This is a genomic window from Bacillus sp. 95MFCvi2.1 (assembly GCF_000374965.1).
In the GTDB taxonomy this organism is placed as follows: domain Bacteria; phylum Bacillota; class Bacilli; order Bacillales; family Bacillaceae_G; genus Bacillus_A; species Bacillus_A pseudomycoides.
Window position 1 is genome coordinate 88,273 of sequence record NZ_KB895706.1, and the last position, 20,093, is coordinate 108,365.

General features: G+C 35.8%; 18 protein-coding genes and 1 riboswitch. Of the genes, 5 read left to right on the plus strand and 13 right to left on the minus strand.

All coding sequences use genetic code 11. From position 1 onward, the window contains the following. Positions 1–206 precede the first annotated feature (206 nt). The 9 genes from C568_RS0120955 to C568_RS0120995 all read right to left on the minus strand — a co-directional run bounded on the left by C568_RS0120955 (position 207) and on the right by C568_RS0120995 (position 11,024). Positions 207–1,658, minus strand: a complete 1,452-nt coding sequence (locus C568_RS0120955; protein WP_003194659.1) for an NAD-dependent succinate-semialdehyde dehydrogenase — start codon at positions 1,656–1,658, stop codon at positions 207–209. A 197-nt stretch (positions 1,659–1,855) separates the two neighbouring features. Further along, the gene (locus C568_RS0120960; protein WP_018782627.1) at positions 1,856–3,217 is read right to left on the minus strand and encodes a sigma-54 interaction domain-containing protein; all 1,362 of its coding nucleotides are present in this window, start codon (positions 3,215–3,217) and stop codon (positions 1,856–1,858) included. 331 nt (positions 3,218–3,548) lie between these two features. Beyond that, a complete protein-coding gene (gene gabT, locus C568_RS0120965; protein ID WP_018782628.1) occupies positions 3,549–4,910 on the minus strand; it encodes a 4-aminobutyrate--2-oxoglutarate transaminase in 1,362 nt (453 codons plus the stop codon). 157 nt (positions 4,911–5,067) lie between these two features. Continuing rightward, a complete protein-coding gene (locus C568_RS0120970; RefSeq protein WP_018782629.1) occupies positions 5,068–5,814 on the minus strand; it encodes an HAD family hydrolase in 747 nt (248 codons plus the stop codon). A gap of 174 nt (positions 5,815–5,988) precedes the next feature. Further along, positions 5,989–6,894: a diacylglycerol kinase gene (locus C568_RS0120975; protein WP_029427566.1), complete on the minus strand. Its 906-nt coding sequence runs from the start codon at positions 6,892–6,894 to the stop codon at positions 5,989–5,991. 547 nt (positions 6,895–7,441) lie between these two features. Then, complete coding sequence (gene gatB / locus C568_RS0120980) at positions 7,442–8,869, minus strand: Asp-tRNA(Asn)/Glu-tRNA(Gln) amidotransferase subunit GatB (RefSeq protein ID WP_006093233.1); 1,428 nt, start codon at positions 8,867–8,869, stop codon at positions 7,442–7,444. A gap of 13 nt (positions 8,870–8,882) precedes the next feature. Next, positions 8,883–10,340, minus strand: a complete 1,458-nt coding sequence (gene gatA / locus C568_RS0120985) for an Asp-tRNA(Asn)/Glu-tRNA(Gln) amidotransferase subunit GatA (protein WP_006093232.1) — start codon at positions 10,338–10,340, stop codon at positions 8,883–8,885. Positions 10,341–10,355: 15 nt separating this feature from the next. Further along, positions 10,356–10,646 carry an Asp-tRNA(Asn)/Glu-tRNA(Gln) amidotransferase subunit GatC gene (gene gatC / locus C568_RS0120990; RefSeq protein ID WP_003194647.1) on the minus strand — a complete coding sequence of 97 codons (291 nt, stop codon included), beginning with the start codon at positions 10,644–10,646 and terminating at the stop codon, positions 10,356–10,358. A 141-nt stretch (positions 10,647–10,787) separates the two neighbouring features. Further along, positions 10,788–11,024, minus strand: a complete 237-nt coding sequence (locus tag C568_RS0120995) for a YiaA/YiaB family inner membrane protein (protein WP_018782631.1) — start codon at positions 11,022–11,024, stop codon at positions 10,788–10,790. Between the two features lie 231 nt (positions 11,025–11,255). Here C568_RS0120995 and C568_RS0121000 point away from each other — a divergent pair, with 231 nt between their 5' ends. The 5 genes from C568_RS0121000 (at position 11,256) to C568_RS0121020 (ending at position 14,908) form a co-directional block, all read left to right on the plus strand. Continuing rightward, a complete protein-coding gene (locus tag C568_RS0121000; protein ID WP_018782632.1) occupies positions 11,256–11,738 on the plus strand; it encodes a MarR family winged helix-turn-helix transcriptional regulator in 483 nt (160 codons plus the stop codon). A gap of 78 nt (positions 11,739–11,816) precedes the next feature. Beyond that, complete coding sequence (locus C568_RS0121005) at positions 11,817–12,995, plus strand: ArsA family ATPase (RefSeq protein ID WP_018782633.1); 1,179 nt, start codon at positions 11,817–11,819, stop codon at positions 12,993–12,995. Continuing rightward, positions 12,988–13,182, plus strand: coding sequence for a DUF3926 domain-containing protein (locus tag C568_RS0121010; RefSeq protein ID WP_018782634.1), 195 nt, complete (start codon positions 12,988–12,990; stop codon positions 13,180–13,182). The genes C568_RS0121005 and C568_RS0121010 overlap by 8 nt, the downstream gene beginning before the upstream one ends. Positions 13,183–13,246: 64 nt before the next feature. Next, complete coding sequence (locus tag C568_RS0121015) at positions 13,247–13,732, plus strand: HXXEE domain-containing protein (protein WP_018766486.1); 486 nt, start codon at positions 13,247–13,249, stop codon at positions 13,730–13,732. 308 nt (positions 13,733–14,040) lie between these two features. After that, a riboswitch (SAM riboswitch) is annotated at positions 14,041–14,146 on the minus strand. Between the two features lie 204 nt (positions 14,147–14,350). Beyond that, positions 14,351–14,908 (plus strand): cysteine hydrolase family protein, encoded by a 558-nt coding sequence (locus tag C568_RS0121020; RefSeq protein WP_018782635.1) that lies wholly within the window; start codon positions 14,351–14,353, stop codon positions 14,906–14,908. 58 nt (positions 14,909–14,966) lie between these two features. On the opposite strand, the gene C568_RS0121025 is transcribed toward C568_RS0121020, so the two are convergent. The 4 genes from C568_RS0121025 to C568_RS0121040 form a co-directional block, all read right to left on the minus strand. Beyond that, positions 14,967–15,860, minus strand: coding sequence for a DUF4097 family beta strand repeat-containing protein (locus C568_RS0121025; RefSeq protein ID WP_006093222.1), 894 nt, complete (start codon positions 15,858–15,860; stop codon positions 14,967–14,969). A 457-nt stretch (positions 15,861–16,317) separates the two neighbouring features. After that, positions 16,318–17,865, minus strand: coding sequence for an L-glutamate gamma-semialdehyde dehydrogenase (gene pruA / locus C568_RS0121030; RefSeq protein ID WP_018766483.1), 1,548 nt, complete (start codon positions 17,863–17,865; stop codon positions 16,318–16,320). Positions 17,866–18,022: 157 nt separating this feature from the next. Beyond that, a complete protein-coding gene (locus C568_RS0121035; protein ID WP_018782636.1) occupies positions 18,023–18,793 on the minus strand; it encodes a TSUP family transporter in 771 nt (256 codons plus the stop codon). Positions 18,794–18,888: 95 nt separating this feature from the next. Then, complete coding sequence (locus C568_RS0121040) at positions 18,889–20,082, minus strand: CamS family sex pheromone protein (RefSeq protein ID WP_006093217.1); 1,194 nt, start codon at positions 20,080–20,082, stop codon at positions 18,889–18,891. Positions 20,083–20,093: the final 11 nt, after the last annotated feature.

A 20,093-nucleotide genomic window follows, 5' to 3' on the forward strand; every position in this document is an offset into this window, starting at 1 on the left:
ATAAAGTTTTGTTATTATAATATTCAAAATAAAAGGAGGAGTTTTCATGCCAACAGCAATTGCGATTTTAACATTCGTTGGTAAAGTGATTCCATTAGTAACAGATCTATTGAAAGCACTCATGTAAACTTATTCTTTTATATTAATTTATCCTCACATAATAAAAAGGTTGTTTTCATTTTAGAAAACAACCTTTTTTTACTTTATTATAGTCCTAAAGAAATGTATTTAATTTCTAAATATTCGTCAATTCCAAAATGACCCCCTTCACGGCCAATACCACTTTCTTTATATCCGCCAAACGGAGCTTGTGCAACTGATGGAAGGCCATCATTTAAACCGATAATGCCATATTCTAATGCTTCACTAATTTGAAATGCTTGACTAATATCTTTTGTAAATACATATGCAGCTAAACCATACGGAGTATTATTAGCTCGTTCAATTACTTCTTCAACCGTTTCAAATTTTGCAACAGGCGCAACTGGTCCAAATGTTTCCTCATTCATACATAACATTGTATCGTTTGCTCCTCCAATTACAGTTGGTTCAATAAAGTGACCATTTAATTCTGCAATTGTTTGTCCTCCATAAAGGATTTCGCCGCCTTTTTGGATAGCATCTTCTATATGTTCCTTTACTTTTTCTACTGCATTCGCATCAATAAGCGGCCCTACAGTCGTACCTTCTCCAAATCCATCTCCTACCTTAAGCTGACCTACTGCTTTTTGAAACTTCTCTGCAAATTCTCCATATACCGCTTCTTGTACAAATACGCGATTTGTACATATGCATGTTTGACCAGCATTACGGAATTTCGAACCAATTACCGCTTCTACAGCTTTATCTAAATCCGCATCATTCATCACAATAAACGGAGCATGCCCCCCTAATTCAAGTGACACTTTTTTCATTGTTTTCGCTGCACCACACATTAATTCTTTTCCGATTTCAGTTGATCCCGTAAACGAAACCTTTCTCACACGTCCATCATTCATCCACGTATCAGCGATAGCCTTTGCACTACCTGTTACAATGTTTAAAACGCCTTTTGGAATATCAGCCTCATGTGCAAGTTCAGCTAATTTTAATGCTGTTAACGGCGTTTGACTTGCAGGCTTTACAACTGCTGTGCAACCTGCTGCAAGCGCTGGAGCTACTTTTCTTGTAATCATAGCAGCTGGAAAATTCCACGGTGTAATTGCTGCAATAACACCAACAGGCTGTTTTATTACTAAGATGCGTTTATCTGGATGAGAAGCTGGAATCATCTCACCATATACTCGCTTTCCTTCTTCTGCATACCATTCTACAAAACTATTCGCATAATTCACTTCACCAAGTGCTTCTGCAAATGGCTTCCCTTGCTCTTTCGTCATAATTGCTGCGATTTCTTCTTTATTTTCATCAATTAGTGCAAACCACTTTTTTAATTTTTGCGCACGGTCAGCTGCAGTTAATTTTGACCAAGATTTAAAAGCTTCATGTGCAGCATCTACCGCTTGCTTCGCCTCAATGACCCCGCCTTTTGGAACAGTTGCAAATACTTCCTGCGTCGCAGGATTATTAATTTCAATTTGTTCCTGTAGCCCGATCCATTCCCCATTTATATACATTGCTTTCTGTTCTAAATTTATATAAGTCGCTTTCTTATCCAACGTTTTCTTCCTCCTTTATATTCACTTCATTTTCTTCTATATTTCTATCATACTTTCAAAAAAGCATTCGAACAAAGAAATAGCCTTCACTCGTTTTCTCTCTTTATTTTCACTTGGAATGGGACAGTTTCTATGCATGGACGGATGCCCTCTCCCCCCTAAAAAGAAAGGTTCTATATCATTTTTTCAATTTGTATTTATATAAATTCCTCTCCTATAAACCTCTTAATTTTCCTCGTCGCTGCAGACTGGCTTATTTTCAAAAACTCTGCTACTTTATAGCTTGATCCATATGTTTTATACGCTTTAAGGATAATATTCCGTTCTACTTCTTCCAACATTTTATAGAGGCTTTGACCGGACTGTTCAACTGTTGATCCATGCATAGATAATGGTAAGTCTTCAATCGTTACAATGTTATCTGCAGTAATGACAATTCTTTCAATCACATTTTCTATTTCTCTATTATTCCCTTCCCAAGGGTACCCTACAAACATTTGTAAAGTACTAGGGGCCAATTTTACATCACGTCCATACTTCTCGTTAAAGTGATGTAAGTAATGATAGACTAAAGGTAAAATATCTTCCGTTCTTTCACGAAGTGGAGGGATATGAATCGGTATTACATTTAAACGATAGTATAAATCTTTTCGGAAAGTACCTTGTTTCACCATTTCAGCCAAATCTCTATTCGTAGCTGCTACAATACGAACATCTACTTTTTTTAGTTCCCTACCTCCTACTGAGCGGAATGTTTTTTCTTGTAATACTTGTAACAGTTTCGCCTGAATTTCAAGTGGCATTTCACCAATCTCGTCTAAGAAAAGAGTTCCTTTATGAGCTAGCTCTAAAATCCCTTTTTTTCCTTCGCGGTTTGCACCTGTAAATGAACCACCTGAATAGCCAAACAGTTCCGATTCGATTAAATTTGTCGGCAATGCCGCACAATTAATTTCATAAAACATTTCATTTTTACGATGACTCACTTCATGCAAATGACGCACTAATCTACTTTTCCCTACACCAGTCTCGCCTAAAATAAGAACCGTACTATCTACCACAGAGACTTTTTTGATTGTTGTAACTATTTTTTGCATAGCTACACTTTTAAAAATAAGCCCCTCATATTCATACGTTTCTCTTAACTCTTTTTTATATGTCTTTAACTGATTATCCATCTCTTCGACCTTTTTTCGTAATTGGTAGAGTTCAGTGAGATCACGAGAATAACTAATTACCCTTCGCAAATTCCCTTGTTCATCAAACACAGGCCTTGTACGAACGTGTAAATACTCTCCTGATTTTGTTGTCTGAACAAGTTCAATTGGCTTTTTCTTCTCAATTACTTCTAATGTTGCAGATGGATAAAAGATCCCTTCTTTTTGTAGTTCTTTTACATGCTTACCTACTAACTCCTCAGCAGATAATTGATAGTGTCTTTCGCATGTACTATTTACACGGACAACAGTTCCTTCCTCATCCGTAACAAAAATCTCATCAAATGCATATTCAAATACATCTTTTAAATCCATAAATGCTCGTTCCTTTTCTGCAACCATTCCAGCCACTCCTCAAATTCAAGTACATTGCTTCACTTTATTATCTCTTACATTTCATTATAAAATGAAACCTATATTTAAGGGAATTTTCTGTATATTCAACAAAGTAAACTAGAACGGTCACAAATATGTTATATATATCCATTTTGATTTTCCGACATATACGGCGCTACTATAAAGAACAAACGGTAATCTATGGTCGTTTCCTCTCTTTGTTTTAACTTTGCATGAGGCTGGAAGAGAGTCTGACCACTTCTATGCATGGACGGATGCTCTCTCCACCTAAAAAAAGAAAGGTTTTATGCCGTTTTTTCAATTTGCATTCTATTATTTACACACGAGCTATATCCGCTTGCTCATAACAAGCTTGCAGGGAATCTTCAATAATTGTAAGCCCCTCTTCTAGCTGCTCATCTGTAATGACAAGTGGCATTAATACACGAACTACATTCCCATACGTTCCAGCAGATAATAAGAGCAATCCACGTTTATTTGCTTCAGCGCATAACTTTGCTGTTAATGCTTTATCCGCTTCTTTCGTTGTACGATCTTTAACAAGTTCGAACGCACACATTGCTCCTAAGCCACGCACATCACCAATACAATTATATTTTTTCTTCATTGCTTCAAATCGATCCATCACAACTTTTCCTACATGTACAGCTCGATCATTTAATTTTTCTTTCTCTATAATATCCAAAACAGCTAATGCCGCAGCGCAGCCTAATGGACTTCCAGCGTATGTTCCACCAAGTTCCCCTGGTGCTGATTCATTCATAACTTCTTTTCGGCCAATAACGCCACTAATCGGTACTCCTGCCCCTAATGATTTTGAAACAGTAATTAAATCTGGAACTACATCATAATGATCAATTGCAAAGTATTTTCCTGTACGGCTAAATCCTGTTTGAATTTCATCAGCTACAAATAAAATACCATGTTCGGAGCAAAGACGACGTACTTCTTGTACAAACTTTTTACTTGGAATGATAAAACCCCCTTCACCTTGGACTGGTTCCATCACAACAGCTGCTATACTTTCTGGTGCAACTTCTGATATTAAAAAATTCTTAAATTCTTCAATAATAAAGTTATCGTATTGTTCGTCTGTTAAACCTTCTGGACGACGGTATTCATATGGAAATGGTGCTTTATATACTTCCGGTGCAAATGGACCAAATCCGAATTTATATGGCTTTACTTTACTTGTCATCGTCATTGTCATCAATGTACGACCATGAAATCCTTTTGAAAACGCAATAATGCCAGGTCTTTTCGTATATTTACGAGCAATTTTCACAGCATTTTCAACTGCTTCAGCACCGCTATTTAAAAATAATACTTGTTTTTCAAATTTTCCAGGAGCTAATGCAGCAAGCTTCTCTGCTAATTCAATATATGGCTCATACATCATTACATTAAATCCAGTATGAATATATTGATCTACTTGTTTATGAAGCGCCTCTTTCACAGCAGGGTGACAATGTCCTACGTTAATCGTTCCAATTGCTCCTGCAAAATCGATAAATTGATTTCCATCTACATCTGTTACAAGCGCACCATCGGCTGACTGTACGAATGTTGAAATCCCATTACTCACGCCCCTTGGTACGATATTTTGACGGCGTTCTAATAAAGAAGCTGCCTTTGGTCCTGGAATTTGTTCATTTACTTTAGCGAATTTTGTATTCATCGTTTCTCCCATCCTTTTCTATGCTACGATTTTCTTTTTCTATATTGCAAGATGTATGCCAATTTACAAATGTAGTGTTGTTCTAACATTCCTAGTATTTCGACATAAAAAATAAGTCTGTAAAGACTTGTTATGAGTCTCTATAGACTTATTTTATTTATACATTAGACTTCCTTTGTTCCCAAATAAATTCACCAGAGCTAGAAATAAGATCCCCTACAGAATCTAGTACAACATCGGCAAGTGGTGCTAATGTTTGTCGATCCCCCGTCCCAGAAAGAACACCAATTGCATAACAACCGCCACTATTTTTCGCTAAATGTAAATCGGTCGGTGTATCACCAACTACCGCTACTTCCGATGAATCCAAGCTAAACTTCTCGCAAAGTGCTTCTACAATTTGTTTATCTGGTTTTTGTGCCGGAAATGTATCTGCAGTTACAATACAATCAAAGAAAGATTCCAATCGATACTGCTTTAAAAATAATTCTGTCGGTGCAAAATCATCAGCTGTCACCACTCCTAAAATGAAACCTTTATCTTTCAATGTTTGTAAAACCCTTGGTAAATCTGCTGTCATTCTCATATGTGAACGATGTTCGTACATAAGAGTAAATAGTTTTCCACTTATCCAGTGATGCATATCACTCTCTTTAACAGACGGTATATACTTACAACAAATTTTCGCTATATCGAGGCTTGTTCCTGCTGCTAATACACTACTTGGATGAACAAACGCCCCTTTAACACCAATTTCTTCCAAAATGGTTAACTGTAATGATTGAGGTAATTGATGTAGTTCTATAAGTTCAGCTACAAGTTCTTCTGCAACTTTAATCCAAATCGAATGAAAATCCATTAATGTTCCATCTTTATCAAAGAGTATTGCCTTTATCTTCTCCATAACACACCCTACCTTTCTTCCCTTCTCACATTCAGTGTAGCAAGTAAATGTGGATATAAGATGAACGCATTGTAAAAATACATTGAAAATCAAACCAACTCCCAATTTACAAAAGGAATTAATGACACGATTCCATCGACACGTTCCTATATATATAAATAAAAAAGGATACCTTTATAAGGTATCCTCTTTATGTTCTGGAACAAATAGTTCAAGACAATGATATATATTTTCAAATTCCATTGGCGCATCTCCGCCATATTCACCATCTAAATTAATCATTAATTTATCCGGCGAATGAACCTTAATACGATTTGCCTGCGTATATAAAACTTTTGGATTATTAATATGCTCACCGCGCTGTGCTTGTGTTGCTGCTTTAATCAAATCAGCAATAGAACCCTTCTTCAGCACTAATAGGTCAAATAAACCATCGTTAATAGATGCATATGGTGCAACCTTTTCAAAACCACCAACTGAACGGGTATTCGTAATTAAAAACATCGTAATCTCTTCTTGCAATAGCTTTCCATCATACTCGATTTCAACGTATGTTGGATGTAATGACGGCAGCATTTCGATACCTTTTAAATAATAGGCAAGCTGTCCTAGTACTGTTTTCAGCTTACTTGGTACTTCGTATGTTAATTCTGTAATACGTCCGCCGCCAGCAATGTTAATAAAATATGTATCGTTCGCTCTACCAAGGTCTAATGGAACAGTCTTACCTTCACAAATAATATCTGCCGCCTCTTCAATAGAACGCGGTACACCGATTGCACGTGCAAAATCATTTGTTGTCCCAACTGGAATGATTCCGAATTTCGGACGATATTCATTCCCTACTAAACCATTCACCACTTCATTTAACGTCCCGTCACCACCAGCTGCAATGACAACATCAAATTTACGATTTGCCGCTTGCCTCGCTGCCACAGTCGCATCTCCAGGACCCGTTGTCGCATGACAAGATGTTTCATATCCAGCTTGTTCTAATTTTTGTAATACTTCTGGTAAGTTCTTTTTAAATAACTCACGGCCAGAAGTAGGGTTATAAATTATTCTTGCTCGCTTCATCATTCATTAGCACAGGAAATTTCTCATTCACCATTCACAGAAAAAGAATATACCGAATCTTTATTCAGCGTTCCTATGCCTACCTCCTCTCATCTCCATATCCTTCCTTTAGCCCATTTAAAAGGACAAATAAGGACCCAGGTTCATACCGCTTTACATCAGCAAAATATAAAGAACAACCTACTAATGAAAGCTTTGCTTTATTGAACTAAGTAATATATATCATTTCACCATTCATAGTACTTTCTGTTTCTTACATACAAAACAGGGGATAACAATTATCTATTATTTCACGAGATGAAAAAACTCTCTATGTCTAGATTTATCATTATTCCCACCTTTTTGCAACTATCATACCATAGTTGCTATACAAACATTTTCTCACTTTTGTTAGTTAATCAAACGTTTGTTTAAATAATTTCTTAATTTAAACAAACGTTTGATTAACTCAGAAAAAACACCCAAATATGGGTGCTTTCTCTGATTAATCTTTACTATTTGATAACCGCTTAACTTCATAAGCTAGGCTATCCAGTTCCACTTTTCTTTATTATCGCTTGTTGATTTCTTCTAACAAGATTTTATTAACAAGTGGTGGGTTTGCTTGTCCTTTTGTCGCCTTCATAATTTGACCCACTAAGAAGCCAATTGCACGGTCTTTACCGTTTTTAAAGTCTTCAATAGATTGTTCGTTATTATCAAGAATTTCTGTTACGACCTTACGAAGTGTACCTTCGTCAGAAATTTGAACAAGACCTTTTGCTTTAACGATTTCTTCTGGGTCTCCACCTTTTTCAATTAATTCGTTAAATACTTTTTTCGCAATTTTAGACGAAATTGTACCTTTTTCAATTAATTGAACCATTTTAGATAGACCAGCTGGCGTTAATGCTACGTCTTTTAATTCTTTTTGTTGTTTATTTAAGTATGCAAGTACTTCACCCATTAACCAGTTTGATGTTAATTTCGCGTCTGCACCGTCTACAATTGTTGCTTCAAAGAAATCAGACATCTCTTTTGTTAATGTTAATACGTGTGCATCATAAGCTGGTAAACCAAGTTCTTCAACATAGCGTACTTTACGAGCATCTGGAAGTTCTGGAATAGAAGCGCGAACGCGTTCTTTCCACTCATCATCGATGTAAAGTTCAACTAAGTCTGGCTCTGGGAAGTAACGGTAATCGTCAGATCCTTCTTTTACACGCATTAAAATTGTTTTCTTTGTTGCTTCATCATAACGACGTGTTTCTTGTTGAATGATGCCACCAGATAATAATTCTTTTTCTTGGCGTACTTGTTCATGCTCAAGACCTTTTTGTACATAAGTGAAAGAGTTTAAGTTTTTCAGCTCTGCTTTTGTACCGAACTTCTCTTGTCCTACTGGACGAAGGGAAATGTTCGCATCACAGCGAAGAGACCCCTCTTCCATCTTACAGTCAGATACACCTGTATATTGAATGATAGATTTTAATTTTTCTAAGTATGCATATGCTTCTTCTGGCGTACGCATATCTGGCTCAGATACGATTTCGATTAATGGCATACCTTGACGATTATAATCCACTAATGAACCTTCACTTGTATGCGTTGATTTACCTGCATCTTCTTCTAGGTGAAGACGTGTAATACCGATGCGTTTCTTTTTGCCATCTACTTCAATTTCAATCCAACCATTTTCCCCAATTGGTTTATCATATTGAGAAATTTGGTATGCTTTCGGATTATCTGGATAGAAATAGTTTTTACGATCAAACTTTGTTTCTGTTGCGATTTCACAGTTTAATGCCATTGCAGCTTTCATTGCAAAGTTAACTGCTTCTTTATTTAGAGTTGGAAGCACCCCAGGATATCCTAAGTCAATTACACTTGTTTGTGTATTTGGATCCGCTCCGAATTCTGTTGGACTCGCAGAGAAAATTTTCGAATTCGTTTTTAACTCAACGTGAACCTCTAAACCGATAATTGTTTCTAAATTCATCTATGCTCGCCTCCTACAGACTTGCTTTTTTTGTATGATAATCTGTTGCTTGCTCAAACGCATGTGCAACGCGATAAATTGTTGCTTCATCGAAGTGTTTACCGATAATTTGTAAACCAAGTGGCATGTTGTTCGCACCGAATCCACATGGAACAGAAATCGCCGGAACACCTGCTAAGTTCACTGGAATTGTTAAAATGTCGTTTGCGTACATTGTCATTGGATCATCTACTTTTTCGCCTACTTTGAATGCTGGAGTTGGCGTTGTTGGTCCAATAATAACGTCATAGTTAGCAAATACATTTTCAAAGTCATTTTTAATTAATGTACGTACTTGTTGTGCTTTTTTGTAATATGCATCATAGTAACCAGAGCTAAGCGCAAATGTACCGAGCATGATACGACGTTTCACTTCATCACCGAAGCCTTCGCTACGCGTGTTTTTGTAAAGGTCCATTAAGTTACTCACATTGTCAGAACGAACGCCATAGCGTACGCCATCAAAGCGTGAAAGGTTAGCAGACGCCTCTGAAGAAGAAATTAAGTAATACGTTGCTAAAGCATATTTAGAGTGCGGAAGAGATACTTCTTCCCAAGTTGCCCCCATACCTTCTAATACTTTTAACGCAGCTAATACTGACTCACGAGCTTCTTCGCCAACACCTTCTCCTAAGTATTCTTTTGGTACAGCGATACGTAAACCTTTTACATCACCTGTTAAACCAGCTAAGTAGTTGCCAACTTCAACATTTGCAGAAGTTGTATCCATGCGGTCAACACCCGAAATCGCTTGTAATAGGTATGCATTGTCTTCTACTGTACGTGTAATTGGTCCGATTTGGTCAAGAGAAGATGCAAATGCAACTAAACCAAAGCGAGATACACGTCCGTAAGTTGGTTTTAAACCAACAACACCGCAATATGCAGCTGGTTGACGGATTGAACCACCCGTATCAGAACCTAAAGAGAATAATACTTCTCCTGCCGCTACTGCCGCTGCAGAACCACCACTAGATCCGCCCGGAACATAATCTAAATTCCATGGGTTTTTCGTAGCATAGAAACCAGAGTTTTCATTTGAAGACCCCATTGCAAACTCGTCCATGTTTAATTTACCGATTGTAATTGTGTCAGCAGCTTTCAGCTTTTGCACAACTGTCGCATCATAAATTGGATCAAAGTTTGCTAATATTTTGCTCGCACAAGTTGTACGAAGGCCGTTTGTTACAATGTTGTCTTTCACACCGATTGGCATACCGAATAGTAAACCGTTATCTTCAGCACCAATTTTCGCATCTAATTCCTTCGCTTTCGCGCGTGCATTTTCTTCATCTAATGTAAGAAAAGCTTTTACGTTATCTTCTACATCCGCAATACGTTTGTATGATTCTTCTACTAAATCCGTAACGGAAATTTCTTTGTTGTTTAACTTCTTATGTAACTCTGATACAGAATGATCAAATAATGACATCGAAATTCCCCTCCTCTATTCTAATACTGCTGGAACACGGATTTGATTATCTTTGTGATCCGGTGCATTTTTTAATACTTCTTCAACTGGTAAACCTTTTTCTGGTACATCTTCACGCATAATATTTTTCATATCTAATACATGAGTTGTTGGTTTAACACCTGTTGTATCTAATTCATTTAACTGCTCTGCAAATGTAACAATTGCATCGAGTTGCTTTTGAAATTTTTCTGCTTCTTGATCTGTAATTGCAAGACGTGCTAAATGCGCTACATGCTTTACATTCTCAACGGAAATTCTTGACACGGCTAGGCCACCTCCATAATATATCGTTCAATCTACAATACTATTGATGATACCAAATTTTCAGTACTTCAAGCAAGTCAACACACGGTACTTACAGCATTTTTACATAAAAAAAGAAAGGCTTCTGCCTTTCCTCTCAATTTATTCTTTATCTAGTGGTTCTTTTTTCGGTAAACGCTCGTTATCTTCTTCATTATCACGAATTGTTTTTTGCAGTACAAAACAGGACATTGTTAAAAATAATGTACCTATTAAATAGTATCCTTTTACGCTAAGTTTTTCATCTAATGTATAAATACCAATTAACATACCAGAAAGCGCACAAACAAATGAAGTCCATGCTAAAAATGTGAACGCTTGGGTATTTCTTCTCCTCATGGTTCTCCCCCTTGTAGCTGTACCTCCATAATAGATAAGTATATTACTATTATGGATTTTTATGTAAAATATGTTTATCTACTTAGTACTCTATTACATAAATTTTCTAATATAAAATTTATTTTTTATCTAATCTAAAAAAACAAATCATAATTGTTTGACATTTATTTCAAACATACATACAATAGAAATAAATATTACGAACCTCGAAATATACGGGAGTGGAAATAATTGTTGCAATATGAACATTTTTTAGATTTACTGCTAGATAATGCCAAGAAGCTTTTCTACCCAGAAGAATGGGTGAGCCTTGATTTATCACTTTCTAAAACAGAAGTATTCTGTCTGTTATGGATGGAGCGAAATACAGATATTACAATGACGAAAATTACGGAGCTTCTCGATATTCCAATGAGCACAACGACAGGTGTCGTTAACCGGCTTGTGAAAAAAGGATATATTGAGCGCTATCGGAACGAAAATGATCGACGCATTGTACTAATTCGCTTAACCGAAACTGGCGTACAACTCGTTCAAGAAGTAAAACAAAATGCGGCTCATTACTTTAACCTTGTGACGGAAGCATTATCAGAAGAAGAAAAAACATTTTTACTACAAATCTTCCAAAAGATTATGAATCACATCGCTACGTCACAACAAAAGCAAGTCGAAAAGCTTCCTACACCTAAGATGAAGAACATCCCGATTGAATAATGCCCTTTATGGGTTTTTATTCAAACATATATTTCGACACTCGTAATATTCGATAACCGAAACAAAGGGGATATAAATATGAGAATTATTTTGTATACAGGTAAAGGCGGCGTAGGAAAAACTAGCATTTCAGCAGCAACAGCACTTCAAAGTGCAAAACAAGGATTAAAAACATTAGTAATGAGCACTGATCCAGCTCATAGCTTAGGAGATTCCTTTGGCATAAAATTATCTTCTGAGCCACTAGAAATTCGTGAAAATTTATGGGCACAAGAAATCAATACAATTTATGAAATGGAAAAAGGCTGGGGGAAATTACAAAAGTATATTACATTGCTATTCACATCAAAAGCTGCTGATGATATTACAACAGAGGAATTAACGATGTTTCCTGGCATGGAGGACTTAATTAGTTTACTTCGTGTACTCGATTACTATAAACAGAAAACATATGATGTCATCATTATTGATTGCGCACCAACCGGAGAAACTCTCGCCATGCTAAGCTTTCCTGATATGCTCGGCTGGTGGATGGAAAAACTCTTTCCGATTAAAAGAAAAGTTTTAAAAGTTGTCCGACCTGTTGCACAACCACTTCTAGGAGTCCCACTTCCTACTGATGATATTATGGATGAATTAACAAATACACTTGAACACCTTGGAGAAATGCGGGATATTTTATCTAACCGTGAAGTGACAAGTATTCGCGTTGTTGTAAATCCAGAAAAAATGGTTATTAAAGAAGCGCAGCGTAGCTTCACCTATTTGAATTTATATGATTATAACGTGGATGCGATCATGATTAACCGCGTCATCCCTGATACCGTTACCGACTCCTACTTCCAAGCATGGAAAGACGCGCAGAAAAAATATAAAGCATTAATTCAAGATAGCTTCCAACCACTTCCTATTTATGAAGCTCCAATGTTTGAACAAGAAGTAGTTGGATTACCTATGCTAGAGCGTGTAGGAGCTGCTCTATTCAAAGATGATGTAGAACCAACCGCTGTAAAATTCAACGGGCGTACACAATATGTAAAAAAAGATGGTGATGAATATATTTTTGTTCTCTCTATTCCATTCTCAGATAAAAGTGAACTCTCTTTAAATCAAAAAGGTGATGAACTCATCATTCGCGCCGGTTCTGTCAAACGAAATATTACATTACCAAAAACATTAACGCATTTATCCGTTCAAGGTGCAAAATTTGAAGGGGATGTGCTAATCATTCGATTTGGAGGCGTTGTTCATGCATGAGGATTTGCTAAGAACAGTCATTCAAACAAAATTAAAGGTTGGGATGTGTATCATCAATGAATTACCTACTCCTATCGGACAGCAAGCTAAAAAGATGATTCATATTTTGCAAGAAGAGCTTTCCGCTTGTATACAGGAAGAAAAACAGCCTGCAGAAGTAAACTTAAAAAGCATTACGATTGAATAACTATAAGAGCATAGGGGGCCCTTTCCTTACGGGCTTTCTATTTCTTTACCTGGAGATGATTTATTTGATTAAAACACCTAAAATTAAACATATATCTACCAATATTATTGTTTGGTTTATTCCCTTATTATTTTTCATTCATAACCTTGAAGAATCTATTAAAATACCTCAGTATCTTGCCAATCAATTCTCAATTCATTTCATAAGCAATAAGCAGTTTGTAATAGCGATTTGTATATTAACGACCATTGTTCTACTCTTCATTACCCTATACCAAATTCATATTATATCGTCTGTTTACTGGATTATTTTCATACAAGGAGCTATTTTCTTTAACGCTGTTCAACATATTGTTTTATTTTTCGTTTATCGTTCTTACAATCCTGGGGCAATATCAGCATTTATAATTGTACTGTTTTCCCTCTATGCATTCTCACTAGTAAAATTATTAATCAATAAAAAGAAACTGGCTCTCACACTATTTTTTAGTTTACTCTCCTATCCTATTATGATCTGGATCACCTTATTTTCAGCTAGCTTCCTTACTTAATCAAATTAAAAAACCAGGAAAACTCCTGGCCTTTTCACTCTACCTAACAGACATTGAATCTTTTATTACACAGAATTGGAAGGTACAAAATTAGGGTATCGTCTGTTAGGTATGATATATGTTGAACGAGCTAACAGCGAAGGGGTTCCTACTGGTTAGTTCGTTAAACCCGATATTATTTTACGATTTTTTTAAGTTTTTACACGCTGTAACAATTTGAAACAGAGCCTTGAAATCAAATAAAAAGTGCTCTTCTTCATATCTGTAATAAAAATAAGAAGAAGAGCACTTATATACTCATTCACATCTCCTCATCTTCCAAGCCTTTAAGAGCTTGCTTGGAATTAGCACGGTATTAAAAAACCCGTTGCTGAGATATCACAGGGCCAGTCCCTCCACCTCTCTGGATAAGAGTGTATCGATTTAATTGTCACTTAATTACGTCTTACTATAAAACTCTGAAAAGCGAGGGTCAATATAAAAACCCTAAAATATACCAATTATCTTTTTATTAAAATTTTTAAATGCAATAAGAAAGTCTTTCTAAAAGGAAAATCTCCTCTGTTAATTGAATAACATTACATGAATACGAAATAAAAACGGAGGACGATCGATTATATGAAAACAGCCCTTTTACTCGTTGATATTCAAAATGACTATTTTCCAAATGGTAAAATGGAACTACGTGGCACCATGGAAGCTAGCGAGTATGCAAGTCAACTACTTCGGCATTTTCGAGAAATGAATCAACCTATTTTTCATATCCAACATGTATCTATTCAAGAAAATGCTACTTTTTTTCTCCCTGACACAGAAGGAGTCCACATTCATGAAAATGTTCGCCCCTTAAAAAATGAAACTGTTATTCTCAAACACTATCCAAACGGTTTTCGGGAAACGGACCTATTAGAGCAATTGCAAAACTTAGAAATTGAACATGTTATTATATGCGGGATGATGACTCATATGTGTATTGATGCTACAGTAAGAGCTGCTTTTGATTTCGGTTTTCGTTGTACTGTTGTACATGATGCATGCGCAACAAAAGATCTCATCTTTAAAAACGCTACGATTCCTGCTGTTTATATCCATAATACAATTTTAGCAAGTTTGAATGACGTATATGCAGATGTCATGAATACAGAAGAATTCTTCAGTTTTAGAAACTCCATCTGAAACAAAAATCATGTCTCTCACAGACAGAGACATGATTTTTTATGCTGTTATTCAAAGGTTACCGTAACTTGAAATCTCCCGAACTTGTTTTTACTTTCACCTTATTTTCCCCTGTACCTTTTACTCCAACCAACTGATTCTTTGATTTCTCTTCATATAGCAGACCAGCAACATTTATATCCGCTTTACCTGAACTTCCATCAAACTCAACTCTTAAAGATTCAGGAAATGTATCAAATTGCATCTTAACATCACCGCTTGATGTATTACACTCTACTTCCCCCCGCAAACTACGATCATTATATTCAATATCACCCGATGATGTATTAGCTGCTAATTCTTTAGAATGTAAACCTTCTACTCTAATTTTTCCGCTACGTGTGTTCAATTTTGCTACTTCGATTTCACTTTTATCTGTCTTAATCTTTCCACTAGATGTTTTAGCTGTTAATTTTTCATTTACCTTAGAATGTGATAATGATACATCCCCAGAAGAAGTATTTATCTCCGCTACCTTTGTTTCAATTTCTTTTGCAACAAAATCTCCTGATGATGTGGTTACTTTGACAGTGTCATATATTTTCTTTGGAACTTTAACTTGTAAGTTTACATCTGCGGCAGTTCCAATTCCCCATCCAACATAATTCTGATTTTTACTAAATTTAATATTTAATCTATTGTTTTCTTTTTTTACATCAAATTTATATTCATCTACTAGCTCTTTACTTATTTCTCCATCCAGTAACACTTCGATATCTTTTGAATCAACTGTAATAATTTCAACATCTGCGGCAGAAGTCTTTATTTCAATTTCATCAATTTTTTCAACAGCCACCGTTTCTTTTTTATGAATTTCAGTTTTATTAAAAGCTACACCGAAAACAGTCATTGCCCCAACACCAATGCCCCCAATAACTAACAACGATAATGCGATAAGAACAATCTTTTTCATAAAATAACACTTCCTTCGTCGTATTTCTTTCTATAAAATCGTTAAAAATTAAATTCCATACATCCCTGTTCATATAGCTTTTATTATTCAGTACCATATATTATATAGTACTGTTCAATAGCTACTTATTTTTCTCCCAATCTTTCATGTTTCATTTTATCATTTACCATAATTTGTTACAATGTTTTTTCTGAAAAATACAAAAACACTACTTTCAGTGAGCAAAACCGAAAGTAGTGTCCTCTTGTCTAACCATAGATTTTCTTTCAAATTGTATTATACAGGAAATTCAAAAAATTAATACAGAAAAATATGACGAATGAATCAATTTTTCTGGTGCTTTTGTTTCTTTTCACTCTTTTATATTGTATTTAAGCAAGGTAGCAGTTTTCCAATCAGAATCTTTCTTACATGAAAAAGGCCTTCCCTATTACAGGAAGGCCTTTTCATCTATTTCTTATAAAGTTTCAGAAGTAGTTTTTCCTTGCATGTGAAGTGCGATATAGTCAGGTCCACCAGCTTTAGAGTCTGTACCAGACATGTTAAAACCACCAAATGGTTGGTAACCTACGATTGCACCAGTACATCCACGGTTGAAGTATAAGTTACCAACGTGGAAGTCTTCACGTGCTTTTTCGATATGTTCACGGTTATTAGAAACAACAGCTCCTGTTAAACCGTATTCTGTGTTATTTGCAATTGCAAGCGCATGATCAAAGTCTTTCGCTTTACAGAATGCTACTACTGGTCCGAAGATTTCTTCTTTCATTAAACGAGCGTCTTCTGCAACGTCAGCAACGATTGTTGGTTGGATGAACCAGCCTTTAGAGTCGTCTCCTTCGCCACCTGCTACTACTTTACCTTCTTCTTTACCAATTGCAACATAGCTCATTACTTTATCAAATGCAGCTTGGTCATTAACTGGTCCCATGTTCATGTCTTTTTCAGCTGGGTTACCTACAGTTAATTCTTTCGTTAATTCAACAGCACGGTTTAATACATAATCGTATACATCTTCATGGATTACTGCACGAGAACAAGCAGAACATTTTTGTCCTGAGAATCCAAATGCAGATGCAACGATAGACTTAGCAGCTAATTCAAGATCTGCTTCTTTATCAACAACGATTGTATCTTTACCGCCCATTTCAGCGATAACACGTTTTAACCAAATTTGGCCTGGATTTACTTTTGCTGCGCGTTCGTAAATACGAATACCTACATCGCGTGATCCAGTGAAGCTAATGAAACGTGTACGAGGGTGGTCTACTAAGTAGTCACCAACTTCAGATCCGCTACCAGGGATGAAGTTTACAACGCCTGCCGGTAAGCCTGCTTCTTCTAATACTTCCATAAATTTCGCTGCCACTACAGGTGTTGTACTAGCTGGTTTTAGTAATACTGTGTTACCAGAAACTACTGCAGCTGTTGTCATACCTGCCATAATTGCGAATGGGAAGTTCCAAGGAGAAATGATAACACCTACTCCTAATGGAATGTAAGAGAAACGATTATATTCAATTGGACGGCTTTCTACTGGAATACCGTCTTTTAATTTTAACATTTGACGACCATAATATTCCATAAAGTCGATTGCTTCTGCTGTATCAGCATCTGCCTCATTCCATGGTTTACCTGCTTCTTTTACAAGAATAGCAGAGAACTCATGCTTTCTACGACGAACAATTGCTGCAGCACGGAATAAAATGTCTGCACGCATTTCTGGTTTTGACTTTCTCCAAGTTTGGAATGTTTCATCCGCCACTTGCATTGCTTTTTCAGCTAATTCACGGCTTGCTTTTGAAACACTGCCCACAACTTCTTCTTTATTTGCAGGGTTTACAGAAACGATTTTCTCGTCTGTAGTGATCTTTTCTCCCCCGATAATTAATGGATAGTCTTGTCCAAGATAAGATTCTACTTTCTTTAAACCTTCTTCAAACGCTAACTTGTTAGCCTCTACTGAAAAATCTGTAAATGGCTCATGCTTGTATGCTACTACCATTCTTTTTAGCCTCCCCTTAGAAAAACGTTTACATTTTACAACATTATTCTACACGATAATTTAGATTTATTCAAATATTCCTAGACTTATATTTTTAAAATTAATTAATTTTTAAAATATAATAAAAAAAGAAAAGCTTCATACGTTATGTATGAAGCTAAATAATATGAACATATTCCAAAACATTTTTCCCAATTAATAAAATTGTCACCAATAAAAATAAAGTCCGCACATATCCAACACCTTTTTGTACTGCAAACTTTGATCCTAGATAAGCCCCTAAAATCATTGATAACCCCATAATAATACCGTATTCAAAATGAATGACATCTAAAAATAGAAATGTGATTAAAGATACAATGTTACTAACGAAATTCAAAAGTTTTCCAGATGCAGCAGCTTGAATAAAGTCCAAACCAATTAATAAAAATGCAAAAATTAAAAATGAACCTGTCCCGGGACCAAAAAATCCATCATAAAATCCTAAACTTAAAATAACAAAGAAAAACATTAATGCTTTTCCTTTCGTCATCTTTTTATAAGTGGACGTACTTCCCCAATCTTTTTTTACAATAATATAAATTGCAATAAATACCAACATAATAAGTACAAGCGGCCGTAAAATATCGGGTGGAATAAATTTCACAACTAAAGCTCCAGCTATCGCACCCACAATAGTTAATGGGATTAATTTTCCTACTATACGAAAATTAACCTTTCCTGAACGAATAAAATAAATAGCACTTGTAAAAGTCCCCATCGTTGCAGCCAGCTTATTTGTTGCAATTGCCGATGCAGGCGATAAGCCCACAAACATAAGTGCTGGAAGTGAAATGAGCCCTCCTCCTCCAACAACTGAATCAATAAATGCAGCCAAAAAACCAAAAGCAACGAGTAATACAATAATCTGTAAGCTTAACTCATCCATGTCTTTTCTCCTTACCCCTTTTTGTTCACAACATTAGAAATTATAACAAAATTACAGAAGAAAAAAAGCCGTTCCAGAAAGGAACAGCTTTTTTCTTAATCTAAAATTTTCACAAATGGTTCATCCTGCTTCGCCTCACGGATAATAATCGCTTCTGGTCGTTCAACAGATTTAATTGTCACCTGTACTTTCACATAATTCGGGAAGTATTGCATAACTTGTCCAGCAACAAATTGTGTAAATCCAATCACTTCTGCTTTTCCATTAAACTGAACAGGGATTTCAAGTTTCATTTCTTTTAATTGATCATCTTTATAAAATCCTGTACCAACAATAGCTGTGTAGTCACCTTTGAAAAACTCACTCAGTTTTGCTTTAAAGTTTTCTACAATTGCGTAATCTTCACGCACATCCGTTTTAGCTGATTCAGAAGGGAACAAGTAATATTTTTCATTAATTGCTTTCCAATCTCCTACTTTGTCACTGCCTTTATCTATTTGAGCATAAGATACAAATTTTCCTGGTACAAGTGTCGATTTTGATCCTTGGCGATAAATCGCAAATGTAATGGGAACATTTTTTAATTTTGGATCTTTCTTTTGCAATAATGTTAAAATTTCTTGTGCCATAGACTTACCTTGATCTAACATTTCTTTTTCTGAAATTTCTACCTCACGTGGATACCCATGTTCCTCAGTATAATAATGAACCGAATTCATTGCTAAACCAATAACAACTCCACCAAGTTCAACTTCTTTTTCACCTTTTCGTACATAATAATCGTGCTCTAAAATATTAGAAAGATACATTGGTGTTTTTTTGTTTCGAACCTCTAATGATTCTGAACCTTCTTGTAACGCCGGATTCAATCCAATATTAGGGAATTTCACTGCGTCTTTTTTCAGTTTCTCTTCTAACTCTTTTTGCTCCGCATCTGTACGCTTTCTCTTTACAAGCATTTGAACCGTTTCTTTATCTAAAGAGCTACCACCTTTAAATAGATAATCCTTCGTACTAAACGATTCTTTCGCAATACGCATTAGTCCTGTTTCAAATTCATCTATATCCAGACGGCTATTTAATCCTTGTACAACTAAGCCACGTGCAGAACCTGGATCAAATGGCACCGTTGTTTTGTAATAATCCTCAGAAATAGAATATTTCGGAACAATCGCTTGTTCTTTTGATTTACCCGATTTTTCAACAACTTTTTCTTCTTTTTTTATACCTGTACTACATCCACTTAGAAGTAGACCTAGGCTTAATACCGCTAATGCTATTTTTTTCATGGTAAGTTTGC